Origin of the sequence: Antrihabitans stalagmiti, assembly GCF_016482825.1 — a bacterium.
GTDB lineage: Bacteria > Actinomycetota > Actinomycetes > Mycobacteriales > Mycobacteriaceae > Antrihabitans > Antrihabitans stalagmiti.
This window is the reverse complement of sequence record NZ_JAEMNV010000003.1, coordinates 361,476-373,851: the sequence shown is the minus strand read 5'-3', so window position 1 is coordinate 373,851 and position 12,376 is coordinate 361,476. Positions and strand designations below refer to the sequence as shown.

At 63.3% G+C, this 12,376-nt stretch carries 15 protein-coding genes; 9 read left to right on the top strand and 6 right to left on the bottom strand.

The annotated features are described in order from the left end of the window. Positions 1-25 precede the first annotated feature (25 nt). From JGU71_RS10370 to JGU71_RS10355, 4 genes are read left to right on the top strand one after another with little or no spacing between them, the layout of a single operon-like run. A complete protein-coding gene (locus JGU71_RS10370; protein WP_199704008.1) occupies positions 26-1,156 on the top strand; it encodes an NAD(P)/FAD-dependent oxidoreductase in 1,131 nt (376 codons plus the stop codon). Then, positions 1,149-2,048: an RNA polymerase sigma factor SigJ gene (gene sigJ / locus JGU71_RS10365; protein ID WP_199704007.1), complete on the top strand. Its 900-nt coding sequence runs from the start codon at positions 1,149-1,151 to the stop codon at positions 2,046-2,048. The genes JGU71_RS10370 and sigJ overlap by 8 nt, the downstream gene beginning before the upstream one ends. 1 nt (position 2,049) lies before the next feature. Next, complete coding sequence (locus tag JGU71_RS10360) at positions 2,050-2,511, top strand: SRPBCC family protein (protein WP_199704006.1); 462 nt, start codon at positions 2,050-2,052, stop codon at positions 2,509-2,511. Positions 2,512-2,529: 18 nt separating this feature from the next. Next, positions 2,530-3,573 (top strand): potassium channel family protein, encoded by a 1,044-nt coding sequence (locus JGU71_RS10355; protein WP_199704005.1) that lies wholly within the window; start codon positions 2,530-2,532, stop codon positions 3,571-3,573. Between the two features lie 3 nt (positions 3,574-3,576). On the opposite strand, the gene JGU71_RS10350 is transcribed toward JGU71_RS10355, so the two are convergent. Genes JGU71_RS10350 through JGU71_RS10340 form a run of 3 tightly spaced genes read right to left on the bottom strand, consistent with a single transcriptional unit; the run spans position 3,577 to position 6,511 of the window. Next, positions 3,577-4,689, bottom strand: a complete 1,113-nt coding sequence (locus JGU71_RS10350) for an alpha/beta hydrolase (protein WP_199704004.1) — start codon at positions 4,687-4,689, stop codon at positions 3,577-3,579. A gap of 42 nt (positions 4,690-4,731) precedes the next feature. Then, positions 4,732-5,229 carry a cyclophilin-like fold protein gene (locus JGU71_RS10345; protein WP_199704003.1) on the bottom strand — a complete coding sequence of 166 codons (498 nt, stop codon included), beginning with the start codon at positions 5,227-5,229 and terminating at the stop codon, positions 4,732-4,734. A gap of 34 nt (positions 5,230-5,263) precedes the next feature. After that, on the bottom strand, positions 5,264-6,511 hold the full coding sequence (locus JGU71_RS10340; RefSeq protein WP_199704002.1) for an MFS transporter: 1,248 nt from the start codon (positions 6,509-6,511) through the stop codon (positions 5,264-5,266). Between the two features lie 116 nt (positions 6,512-6,627). Here JGU71_RS10340 and JGU71_RS10335 point away from each other — a divergent pair, with 116 nt between their 5' ends. Beyond that, positions 6,628-7,548, top strand: a complete 921-nt coding sequence (locus tag JGU71_RS10335; RefSeq protein WP_199704001.1) for a helix-turn-helix domain-containing protein — start codon at positions 6,628-6,630, stop codon at positions 7,546-7,548. 4 nt (positions 7,549-7,552) lie between these two features. Here JGU71_RS10335 and JGU71_RS10330 read toward each other — a convergent pair whose 3' ends face one another. After that, complete coding sequence (locus JGU71_RS10330) at positions 7,553-8,161, bottom strand: TetR/AcrR family transcriptional regulator (protein ID WP_199704000.1); 609 nt, start codon at positions 8,159-8,161, stop codon at positions 7,553-7,555. A gap of 60 nt (positions 8,162-8,221) precedes the next feature. Here JGU71_RS10330 and JGU71_RS10325 point away from each other — a divergent pair, with 60 nt between their 5' ends. After that, positions 8,222-8,629 carry a RidA family protein gene (locus JGU71_RS10325; protein ID WP_199703999.1) on the top strand — a complete coding sequence of 136 codons (408 nt, stop codon included), beginning with the start codon at positions 8,222-8,224 and terminating at the stop codon, positions 8,627-8,629. A 4-nt stretch (positions 8,630-8,633) separates the two neighbouring features. Here the strand turns inward: JGU71_RS10325 and JGU71_RS10320 are convergent, their stop codons facing one another. After that, positions 8,634-9,032, bottom strand: coding sequence for a hypothetical protein (locus tag JGU71_RS10320; RefSeq protein ID WP_199703998.1), 399 nt, complete (start codon positions 9,030-9,032; stop codon positions 8,634-8,636). Between the two features lie 147 nt (positions 9,033-9,179). Between JGU71_RS10320 and JGU71_RS10315 the strand changes: the two genes are divergently transcribed. Genes JGU71_RS10315 through JGU71_RS10305 form a run of 3 tightly spaced genes read left to right on the top strand, consistent with a single transcriptional unit; the run spans position 9,180 to position 11,371 of the window. Beyond that, complete coding sequence (locus tag JGU71_RS10315; RefSeq protein WP_199704544.1) at positions 9,180-10,115, top strand: cation diffusion facilitator family transporter; 936 nt, start codon at positions 9,180-9,182, stop codon at positions 10,113-10,115. Positions 10,116-10,145: 30 nt separating this feature from the next. Beyond that, a complete protein-coding gene (locus JGU71_RS10310; RefSeq protein WP_199703997.1) occupies positions 10,146-10,598 on the top strand; it encodes an SRPBCC family protein in 453 nt (150 codons plus the stop codon). A 17-nt stretch (positions 10,599-10,615) separates the two neighbouring features. Continuing rightward, positions 10,616-11,371 (top strand): HD domain-containing protein, encoded by a 756-nt coding sequence (locus JGU71_RS10305; protein ID WP_199703996.1) that lies wholly within the window; start codon positions 10,616-10,618, stop codon positions 11,369-11,371. A gap of 205 nt (positions 11,372-11,576) precedes the next feature. On the opposite strand, the gene JGU71_RS10300 is transcribed toward JGU71_RS10305, so the two are convergent. Then, on the bottom strand, positions 11,577-12,374 hold the full coding sequence (locus tag JGU71_RS10300) for an acyl-CoA thioesterase (protein WP_199703995.1): 798 nt from the start codon (positions 12,372-12,374) through the stop codon (positions 11,577-11,579). Positions 12,375-12,376 lie beyond the last annotated feature (2 nt).

The following is a 12,376-nucleotide window of genomic DNA, read 5'->3' as shown; positions in this document are numbered from 1 at the left end:
CAGGTCTTCTCGGAAGGATGGACACATGAATCACATCGTTGTCGTCGGCGCAGGATATGCCGGGGTGCTTGCCGCAAACCGGCTCGCCAAGGTAGCGGGATTGTCGGTGACGGTCGTCAATCCGCGGCCGGACTTCGTCGAGCGAATCAGGTTGCATCAGTACGCGACTGGATCCGGGCCTGCAACGCGACCACTGTCGAAGCTGCTCCGGCGCAACGTCGAACTCCGCCTCGGAAAGGTCGAGTCGATCGCCGAACGGTCGGTACTGCTCGACGACGGGACCGCCATCGACTTCGACTACCTCGTCTACGCCGTCGGCAGCCACGTCGACCGCCGACCGAACACCTACAACGTCGGTGCACTCGAAGACGCCGACCGACTCGGCTCCCGACTCGACGAACTGACCGCGGGCGCACAGGTCGTTGTCGTTGGCGGTGGGTTGACGGGCGTCGAAACGGCTGCGGAGATCGCTGAGCAATTCCCCGAGTTGGACGTGCACCTGGCGTCCGATTCGGTCGCAGGTTGGCTCCCGGCAGCGACTCGCGACTACGTAGCGGGCACCCTCTCGGAGCTGGGCGTCACGATCCACGAGGCAACGACGATCACCCAGGTCGACGCCGATGGGGTCCGGACCGCATCCGGCGCAACCATCGCAAGCGATGCCACCGTCTGGGCAGGATCGTTCACCGTCCCCGCCCTCGCGCGGCGAAGTGGTCTCCTCGTCGACGATCTGGGCCGGCTACGAACGGACGAAAGCCTTGTGTCGCTGTCCAATCCGCGCATCGTCGGCGTGGGCGACGCGGTTGCACCACCCGTCTCCGTCGCCGGTCACCTACGGATGAGTTGCCAGTCCGCGATGCCGCTCGGCGTACACGGCGCCGCAACCGTCGCGGCTCTCGTGCGTGGACGCTCGCCACAGCCTGTGTCCATCGGAATGTTCGGCCAATGCGTCAGCCTCGGCCGCAGAGCGGGCTTCATGCAATTCACCCGCACCGACGACACTCCGACGCGTTTCGCCGTGAAACGCCGGATCGGGACGATGACGAAGGAGTTGGTCTGCCGCTTCACTGTCGTCGGCTTGCGCGGGCGGACCGTCACATCCTGGCGTCCCGCTGGCCCGAAGGTCGCTGCCAAGGAGGTCACCGTCGGTGTCTAGCTCCGAACCGTCCAGTTCCGAGATCTTCACCGAACATCGACCACTGCTGTTCACGATTGTCTACGAGATCCTCGGTAGCAAGGCGGATACCGAGGATGTGTTGCAGGACAGCTACATTCGATGGAGTCAGGTAGATCCGACCGAGGTCGACAATCCCCGCGCCTACCTCGCCAGAATCGCAAGCCGCCTCGCGCTCAACAACCTTCGTACCGCCCAGCGCCGACGCGAAGACTATCCGGGCAACTGGCTGCCCGAACCGATCCAGACCGCGTCCGACGTCAGCGACGACGCAGTGCTTGCCGAGTCGGTGTCGATCGCGATGCTGCTCGTCCTGGAAACGCTCAGCCCGGACGAACGCGCAGTGTTCGTACTGCACACCGTGTTCGGCTACACCTTCCCGGAGGTGGCCGACATGGTCGGCAAGACCGACGTCGCCGTCCGCCAGATCGCCCATCGCGCCAAGGCACACGTACAGGCACGGCGACGCCGCTTCCAACCCGAATCACGCACGGCGACAGAGATCGTCGAAAAGTTCTTCGCAGCAGCGACCAGCGGCGACATCCAGGGCCTGATGGATCTGATGTCGCCCGACGTTGTCGAAATATCCGACGGCGGTGGACATGTCAGCGCAGCACGTCGACCCGTTCTCGGACCCGAACGTGTTGCCCGGTTCGTACTCGGCATCGCGCGGGGTGAACTGGCGGAGCCGACCTTCGAGCTGACGACCTGCAACGCCCAGCCTGCGATGCTGGTGCGCTCCCGCGGTGCACTCGAATTCGTGCTGTTGTTCGACATCGTCGACAACGTGATCCAGGGCCTCTACGCCGTCCTGAACCCCGAAAAGCTCGCAACAGCGCACCTATCCAACCCGCTTGCCCGAGAAAGGGACTGACGTGGAGACCCTCACCGTCGAACAAACCATCGCGGCACCGATCGAGGACGTGTTCGCGTGGCTCAGCAACGCGCACAACTACACGCGCTCCAAGTTCGTGCTGCGCGAAAGACTGGCCGAACCCGGCGCCGACGCGCCCTACGGGCTCGGCGCTCTGCGGGTGCTGCTCTGGACCGTCGGCATCTTCTACGAACGAATCACCGCCTACGACCCGCCGCGCAGCTTCGACTATCACGTCGAGCGCAGCTTCCCTCCTTCGCGCCACGAGGCCGGTCGGAAGTCCTTCACAGAAGTTGCGGGCGGTACTCATGTCACGTGGACGAGCACCTTCGAAATTCGGCTGCCACTCGTCGGCGCGTTCCTGACGCGGGTCGTCGGGGTCCCGATAATCAGGCGGGTGTTCGGCAGAGTCCTCGACGCCGCGCAGGCAGACCTCACCGGAGCCCGTATCCAGCCGCACTAAAAGCGATACCATCCGCCCGTGCCGCTATTCATCGCCCGCCTCCGCCTATTGATGCGGCCCCTGGTGACCGGCTGGGCGCTGCCGCTGACGATCGCGCTCTTCGTATTCGCAACCAGTTGGCTCGCGATGTGGCTGGTCGAACCGTCGACGAACGAGATCACCAAGCCGCAGAACTATCCGTGGTACTTCGTCGTGACCGCCGCGACCGTCGGCTACGGCGATTTCTTTCCGACGTCAGCCGCTGGTCACGTCGTCGGCGCGTACGTGATCGTCGGCGGCATCGTCGCTCTGACAATGCTTTTCACACATCTGGTCGACAAGCTGTCCAGGGCGAAGGGACAACGAATGCGTGGGCTCGCGGAACTCGAACTTACCGACCACATCGTGCTGCTCGGCTACACGGAAGGCCGCACAGAACGGCTCGTCGCCGAGCTGATCGCCGAGCCGACCGTACAACTTGTGCTGTGCGCATGGGACAACGTGCACGAGCATCCGATGCCGAACGAACAGCGGGTCCTGTTCGTCCGTGGCGATCTCACAGATTTTGCTGTCCTCTCCCGCGCGTGTGTGCCGTCCGCGGCGATCGTCCTGATCGACGGGCGCGACGACAACGAGTCGCTGGCGATATCGGTTGCTGTCGCACATGCGAGCCGACCGAGTGGCCGCCGCGGTGCCGCCGAGAACCGCACACATCTGATCGTCGCGCTTCGCGACATGAGCCGGACCAGCCAGTTCCAGTACGTCAGCTCACGCGTGCAGTGCGTGCAGTGGCACGTGCCGAACCTGCTTGTCGAGGAAGCCCACGACCCCGGCATCAGTCAGGTCTACGCGGAGCTGATGACCTCGGGTGGCAGTGGCAACACGTACTCGTTCCGACTACCGCGCGACTACGCCGGTTTCGGCGACGTGCAGACCGACCTCGGGCGGCGGTTCTCGGCGATCGCACTTGCCGTTCGGACCGACACGGACCTGGTGGTAAGTCCCCCGTGGGACGCACCGGTACCCGCGGGAACGACCATCTACTACGTCGCCGCCCACCGCTTGGATCCAGCGGCGATCTGACCGTCAGCCGAGGTTCTCAGTGAAGAACGCAGCAAGCTTGTCGAACGGGATCAGGTCGGTGCGGTCGTAGAGATCGACGTGACCGGCGTCGGGCACGATCACCAGTTCCTTGCGGTCACCGGCCAAGCGGTAGGCCTCTTCGCTGAATTCACGTGAGTGCGCATTTTCGCCGGCAATGAACAGCATCGGTCGGGGCGAGATGGTTTCGATGTCCGCGAAGGGGTAGAAGTTCATGAACCTGACGTTGCTCGACAGCGTTGGGTGCGTCGTAGTTCCGGGACTGTTACCCCGCGTTGTGCGATAGAAGTCGTAGAACTCACGATCGATCGCGGTCGACTGATCGGTCAATCGTTCGGGAGTTCCGCCGGTGTACGCCGTTTCTCCACCGGAGAATTCCACATCACGTTGCGCAGCCGCCTTTGCCAGCATGTCCCGCCGCTTTTCGAGCGTGACCGAGTGGTTGAGGCCGTTGCGGCTGACGCCACCCATGTCGTACATGCTGACCGTTGCGACTGCTTTGATCCTCGGGTCGATCTTGGCGGCACTGATGACGAAACTGCCACTGCCACATACGCCGATCGCACCTACGCGCTCCTTGTCGACGAACGACTGTGCGCGCAGGTAGTCGACTCCGGCACTGAAATCTTCGGCGTAGATGTCGGGTGCAACCAGGTTGCGCGGATCTCCGTCGCTTTCACCCCAGAACGACAGGTCGAGTGACAGAGTTACAAAACCCTGTTCGGCCAGCTTTGTTGCGTAGAGGTCGGCGCTCTGTTCCTTGACGGCACCCATCGGGTGCCCGACAACCACAGCCGGGTTCGTGGTGTTGCGGTCGAGGTCGTCGGGAACGAACAGGTTGCCGGAAACGCTCATTTGGTACTGATTCTGGAACGTCACCTTTTCGACGGTGACGCGATCGCTGGTGTAGAAGTTGTCGGCTCCTCTGGACATGTCACCGGCAGGCAAATCAGTCGCTTCGGCTGTGCGACTCGACCAGCCCGGGGTCGACTCCGCGCTACCGCAGGCCGACGTTGCAAGTACGCCGAGCAGGGCAGCGCCGGTGCCGGCAAGTTTGGTCCAGCGACGATTGCCTCGCCGTGTCGAGATGGTGGTCATTTCGGTACTCCTTTTGATTGTCGAACAGTTGTCGAAGGGTCGTCAGTCGGCGGTGACGATCAGACTGGCGTCGTCGTCGGAGTTGGCAATCGCGTCGAGTCCGGTCTCGATCTCGCCGATCATCACGATCCCTGGGTCGGGGATCCGGAAGCTGTCTTCGCGGTAGTAGATGGCCAGGTCGCCGCTGGGCGGCCAGTAGCCGAGTTGCCCTGCCCGATAGTCGCTTTGACCCTGTCCGCTGGTGAGATCGCGTGGCAGCGCGCCAGCTTTCTCCCGCCCGCCGAGATCGTGCAGGCTGAGTGTGGTCGGTAGCAGGGAGGCAAACTCTCGCGCCGGCGCGTTGTCGTAAAGTCGCGCTGTCGCCTCGTCCGTGCCGATCCTCAACCGAATCTGCGTGGACGTGACTTGCTGGCCGGGTTGCGTTGTTGTGGGTTGTGTTGTCGGTGAAGCGACCGAACTGTCGGAAGTCGACGGGCTCGCACACGCGCTGAGTCCTGCGACAGCGGCGGCTGCGACAAGGCCGACCAGTCTGATGCGCATCAGATTCCCCGTCTCGTCACTGCGGTCGCCATGGTCAGCTCACTCCCACAGCAACCCGCGTCGGCTCAACGCGGGATGACGTCGTTGTGTCTGTGCGCGAGCGGGAACGAGCAGCCAGCAGGGCGAGCGGGATCAGCGCGGTGACTGTGATTCCAGCGCCGAGCACTGCAGGTCCGACCACACCGAGCGAGCTCGACAACGTGGTCGCGGCAAGAGCCGACCCGGTGGCGGTGCCGAGGTTGAACGCCGCAGTGGCCAGCGACGAGGCGAGTCGTGAGCCGTGCCCGGCGAACTGCAGCGTCTGCGCGATCAGCACCGGGTTTGCGCCGAGGCCGGTCGCGCCAACCACCACAACAAGTCCAACGACCACCATCGAATGACTTGCCGTTGCCGCGAGGATCAGCAGCAGCACCGAGGTCGCAGACACTGCGACGGCAACAGTCGTAAGCGGTCGCCGGTCCCCGAGACGTCCGCCGATTGCGGTGCCGGCCAGAGCACCGATACCAAATCCGACCAGCACCAACGGCACAAGTACCGCGGGTAGACCCGCACGGTCGGTCAGCAACGGGCTGATGAAGCTGTAGGCCCCGAGGAACCCAGCCTGAGCGAGGACGATCACCCCCAACACCAGCCACATTCGCCCCGACCTGACCGTTGCCACCTCCGCACCGATAGCGACCCTGGTCTGCTTGTTTCCAGCGGCCCTCGGTGCGAACCGGAGCACCGCGAAAATGGCCGGGACCGTCAATGCGGCCAACATCCAGAAGGGGCCGCGCCACCCGACAAACTGGCCGGCGAAAGTTCCCAACGGCACCCCCGCGACCACCGCCAGGCTCAAGCCACCCGACATCACCGCGAGTGCCCGCGCGCTGGCCCCCGGCCCGGCGACCGCTGCAGCAACGACGGCACCGGTGGCCCAGAACGTGCCTGTAGCCAGTGCGGTCACTACCCGCGAGACGATCACCACGGTGAACGAGTCGCTGACCGCCGCGACCAGGTGTCCAGCGGCGAATACCGCCAGCGCACCGATGAGCGTGGCCTGCGCGGGGAGTCGCAGCGTCGCCAAGGCCATCACCGGCGGACCGATGACCATTCCTACCGCAAACGCCGTGACCAGCAACCCTGCCTGCGCGAGATCCACGTTCAGATCCGCGGCAACGTCGGGCAGTAGCCCGGCGACCATGAACTCGGTCGTGCCCATCAGAAAGATTCCAGCTGCAAGCACGTACACCAGTGCAGGCAGCCTGCTGGTCGGTGTTCGGGAGGTCGGTCGCGATGTCATGTCACCATGCAACGTCGCGGACGAGCCGTGTGGGAGATGCGGACGAGAGGTGTACTGGCAGCACCCCCCTCACAGAACCTGGCAACCGCCTACCCGGGAGTCGTAGCCTCAGCGGTATGGAGTCCATCGACCGAGCGGCCGCGATCGGGCAGTTCCTGACGTCGCGACGTGCCAAGATCACGCCCGACCAAGTGGGGTTGCCGGTCTACGACGCCGCCAAGAGACGCGTGCCCGGCCTACGCAGGCAAGAGGTCGCCACTCTCGCCGGGCTCTCCGTCGAGTACTACACCCAAATCGAACGAGGCAAGGTCAACGGTATTTCCGAATCGGTTCTCGTTGCCATCGCGCGAGCACTCGAGCTCTACGAAGCCGAACGTTCGTACCTGTTCGATCTGCACCGCAGTGCGTTGACCAGCCCGCAGCGGACACGTCCCCGCCGGACGGGTCACACGATCAGGCCGGTCGTTCAGCGGCTGCTCGACGGTTTCTCGGGGCCCGCCTTCGTGCGCAATGCCCGCCATGATCTCGTCGCTGCCAACCAACTCGCCTATGCCTTCTACTCGCCGCTGTACCCGGACCACATGCGACCGGACCCGACGACGCCGGTCAACTTCGTCCGATTCTGCTTCCTTGACCCCCGAGCGCGTGAGTTCTATCCCGACTGGGATCAGATGGCCGACGGCGGGGTGAACCTGCTTCGAACTGATGCGGGCCGCGACCCCTACGATCGTGGCATCTCCGACTTGGTTGGCGAATTATCCACCCGCAGTGATGAATTCCGCATTCGATGGGCCAGACATAATGTGCGCCTGCACTACACGGGCACAAAGACTTTCCACCATCCCGTCGTCGGCGACATCACGATCGGCTACGAAACGATGCCGCTGCCTGCCGACCCCGGCATGGTCCTGACGTTGTACAGCGCAGAACCCGGCACCCCGTCGGCCGACGCCATGACGCTGCTCGGGAACTGGGCCGCCACCAACCTCGCTACCACCGCAACGGCCGATCAGCCGAGCCGCAGCCCGAGCGAATAGCGAACTAGAGTCCTGTCCAGCCGGCTTCGACCGATTCGCGCGCGGCCACAGCGTCGTCTCCGGCGTATGCGAACAGCGCGGTGAGCATCGGAATCGCATGTGCCAGAGCTGCTTCGGGTAGGGGTCCGGTTGCGACGAGTGAGGCAAGACCGTGCCCGATCACCCACGTCTGGGTCGCGAGATCGATCGGGTCCACGTCGGCACGAAAGCGGCCGGCCACCTTGGCCCTCTCGGCAGCGGCAACGAGTACGTGAAGCGTCGCGTCGGCGCCCTCCGCATCCTCCAATTCGAACCCCGCGTCGAACATGACGCGATACAGGTCCGGGGCTTCCAGCGCGTTGGCGGTGTACGCGGCCCCGAGTGCTGCCAGATCTCGAACTGGATCCGTCGTCGTCGGTACCGTCGCGACTTTCGTCGCCAGTCGACTGAAGCCCTCCTGGCGGACCGCTCTCCACAATCCGTCCATGCTGCCGAAGTAGGTGTAGACGGCCATCGTCGAAAGTCCGGTGCCGTCGACGAGCGCGCGCAACGTGACCGGCTCTCGTGTGCGGAGCATCTGCGCCGCTCGCTCGATCAGCTGGGCTCGAACCTGAGGTTGTTTTGTCCTTGCCATGGTGCTTTAAGTATAACATTGCTATGTTATGAAAACCATCCCACAAACCGAGGAGCAGACATGACCGTCACCGTTATCAATCCCGATGGACTACCCAAGCCGGAGGTCTACCGGCAGATGTCGGTCGCGACCGGCACCAAGTTCGTATTTCTCGCCGGACAGGTTGCACGAGACGCAGACGGCAACCAGGTCGGTGCAGGTGATCTCGCCGCACAGGTCGAGCAGAGCTACCTCAACATCGCGACAGCACTCGCAGAGGTTGGCGGGTCCTTCGACGACGTCGCAAAGCTGACCGTCTACGTCGTCGACTGGTCCGACGAAAAGTTCCCTCTACTCGGTGAGGGCGTCGCGCGCGCTGCCGCGAAGCTCGGCGTGAACCCGGTCAAGCCGATCACTTTGATCCCGGTCGCGTCGTTGACCGAGCCAGATCTTCTCGTCGAAGTAGACGCGACAGCCGTACTGGACTGACCGGTCAGAGTTTGCAGGGACTGTCGGGGCCGCGCAGGTAGGCTTCGACGTCCGCCTTGGTCGGGTTGTCTTTCATCAGGCCGATGACCGGTTCGTCGTTGTTGACCTCGTCGAGGTAGTACCGCTTTTCCTTCTCGCCCTGCTCGAACTCGACAAGGCAGTTGCCCAGCTTCACGTCCGCCTCGAAGACCTTCTTGTTCGAGCTCTTCTTCGGGCGCTTCTTGGACTTGGTTTTCGTTTTGGACGACGACGCTTTCTCCGATCTGACGTCGGATACCGAGAAGCCCGCCTGCTCGAGCTGCTTCCGAAAGTCCTTCTCCTGCTTGGAACAACCGGACAATGCCAGCATGACCGACATAGCGACAGCAACGATCGCCGCACTCCTGTGAACCTTGCGCGCCATGATGGTCTCCTCAACAGATCGGGCAATTCCCGCATTCAGCGTTAACCAGAATGACACCTCGCAGCCGTGAGCGCACGAAGTTGGTGCGCGCCAACGGTTCGCGTGCCCAATCTTCACGTGGCGGTGAACCTGGCCTACGGTGAGCAGATGGCCGACGCCGAGCAGGAATCCAGCCTCACCGTCGTACTCGCTTTCGCCGCAAATCTGTTGATAGCACTGGCGAAATCGGTTGCCGCCGCCCTTACCGGATCGGCGTCGATGGTTGCCGAAGCAGCGCATTCCTGGGCAGACGCAGGCAACGAGGTCCTGCTGCTGATCGCCAACAGACGCTCGTCGACACCACCGGACGACGAGCATCCACTCGGTTACGGCCGCGAGGCCTACGTATGGTCGATGTTCGCCGCACTCGGACTGTTCGCGCTCGGAGCAGGCGTGTCCATCACCCACGGCATTCAGGAACTGTTCCACTCCGAACCGTCGAGCAACTTCCCGGTCGCCTACATCGTGCTCGGCATCTCGTTTGCACTCGAGGTGGTCTCCTTCCAACAGGCCTATCGCCAATTACGCTCCGAGGCAGCCGATTTCGATCGTGACCTGTGGCAGCACGCGCTCAACACCTCCGACCCGACGGTACGAGCCGTGTTCGCCGAGGATGCCGCCGCGTTGATCGGGCTCGCCATCGCATTCGTCGGCATCCTTATGCACCAACTCACCGGGTCGCCGATTCCGGACGCGATCGGGTCCATCGCGGTCGGCATCCTGCTCGGCGTCGTCGCCATCTTGCTGATCGACCGCAATCGCCGCTTCCTCGTCGGCGAACAAGCAGCACCCGAGCTACGCAACGTCGGGATCAAAGTACTGACCTCGTTGCCGGAGATCGACCGCGTCACCTTCCTGCGAATGGAATACCTGGGTCCGCGTCGGGTCCTGCTCGTCGCGACCGTCGACCTCGTCGGCGACCGACCTGAATCCGAGATCGCACAATCGTTGCGCGACTTGGAGTCCCGCATCGAGACGAGCGAGCACGTCGTCCGTGCGGTGCTCAGCCTCGCGACAGCAACAGAGCCGACCATCACCGCCTGATGTGGCGTAGTCGCAGGTACCCTCTCTGACATGGCAGCCTTCACACAGACACGCACAACAGTAATCAAGGCGGACGCAGCAGCAATACACAAGCTGCTCAACGACTTCCATCAGTGGGGCGCATGGTCTCCGTGGGAGAAGCTAGATCCCCAACTACAGCGACATTTCGCAGGCGCCGAGCAAGGCGCGGGTGCGAAGTACTCGTGGGAGGGGAACAAGAAGGTCGGGTCGGGCCGGATGGAGATCACCGACTCCACTCCAGATCGGATCGACATCGACCTGGAGTTCATCAAACCGTTCAAAGCGTCCAACAAGACGATCTTCGAGCTGAAGCCGACCGCGGGCGGAACCGAGTTGTCCTGGACCATGACGGGCAAGCGCAACCTCGCCATGGAGATCGCGGGGAAACTGTTCTTCGACAAAGCAATCGGCAAAGACTTCGACAAAGGACTCGCCGACATCAAGCACCTGGCTGAGGGCTGATCTGCTTCACTTGTCCCATGAGCGGACCTGACGGCATCGACTGGGAGTGGGCGCAGCGGACGGGTGGCAATCTCGATCGTCGCCAAAAACTGCAGCTGTCGGCAACGTTGGCGCGGTCGCTACCCGCATTCACCCTCAGTGCCGTCCGCACTCGAATGGGCCGGCGAGGCAGTGGCGCCCTCGATTTCGGGGGCATCACACTCCCCGACTCGAAGCTTGCCAAGGCCGCGGAAATGCAAGCACGCGAATCAGTTTCGGCACACGTGCTCGAACACAGCTATCGAACCTACTATTTCGGACGAGTTCTGGCGGCCCTCGATGGCGCGACCTACGACGACGAGATTGTGTACGTCGCATCGTTGCTGCACGATCTGAACCTCGAGAGACCGACACCCGGCACCTGTTTCGCTGTCGTCGGCGGCACGCGCGCAGTCGCGTTCGCGGCGGAGCACGGCGCGGAACCCGAACGCGCGCAGGCCATCGGTGCTGCAATCGCCGCGCACATCACGGTCGGCGTCGATGGCGACCTCAGCGACCCAGGCGGATTCGTCTCGGCCGGCGCGAGCGCGGACGTGATGGGCTCGCGCGTCGACGAATTCTCGCCAGAGTGGGTGGACGAACTGCTGCAACGGCATCCCCGACTCGGCTTCAAGAAACACATGGTGTCCGCGTGGCTCGACGAGAGCAAAGCGGTGCCCAACGGGAGAGCCAACTGGGCCAGGCGCTACGCGATGTTCCCGCTGCTGATCCGGCAGGCGCCGTTCGCTGAGTAAGGGCTATCAGTCCCTGTTGCCATCGCCAGCTGATCGAACTCCTAGTCGCGCTAGCACTGGAATTCCGGGTATTCCAGCTCACTGCGCAGCATGCGTTGACACTGCGCACGCCCCCGGACACGTTACGCGGGTTGCGCAGTGCGAGAACGCGTTGCGAAGTGCGAGAACGTGTTGCGCAGTCGAGCCGACCCTCGAAGGACCGCACTCAGCCCTTGAAGTAGACGACCTGGTGACTGGTCGCGAGCAGGTTCTTTCCGACTCCCCACAATTGTGCGGTCTGATCGAAATACCCTGCGCCGAAAGCTTGCCCGCGTGCGGTACCGAGGATGTAGTCGGTGCCGTATGCCGCCAGAGTTGCAGCGTCGGCGTGGAAGTAGGTCGTCATCGAGACCGTTCCGGCGACGGTGGGGCGGCCCAACCTTCTGAAGATGCGCGGGTAGAAGGCGTCCGCAATCGATGTCAGTGCCGGAAAATCGAGTGGTCGAACGGGCTTGTCGCGCAACCACAACGTCGACACCGACTCGGCGTTCTCGCTGCCGTCGAGTTCCATCAAGCCACCCTCGACGAAGCGCATTTCGTAGTTCTGCGGCCACGCGTAGATGTCCGGAAACGATTGCTCGGCAACAGTTTCGGCATCCGGGACTGACGGAAAACCCGCTTCGGTCGCCGACCAGGTCGAGCGCCGAAAGCCGAACACAGCCGTCGCCGTCGTCACCGCCGCGCCGTCCTGGCTTATCTCGACGGACCAGTGTTGGGTCGCGCGGTTGGTTCGCACCGGCCGCACACTCAGATCGAAATCTCCGTACGCGATGGGACCGAGGAAGTTCACCGTCAACGTGACGGGATCACCGAGCACATCGGGATGCTGCTGAATTGCCCGCACCACGACAGCGGCCGTGACACCACCGAAGGGGCCGACCATGTTGGCGTATTCGGGAGTCGTTCGGCCCGAAAGCTTTTCGCCGGAACCGGTCAATTCCAGCGCATTGTCGAAACTATGCATCT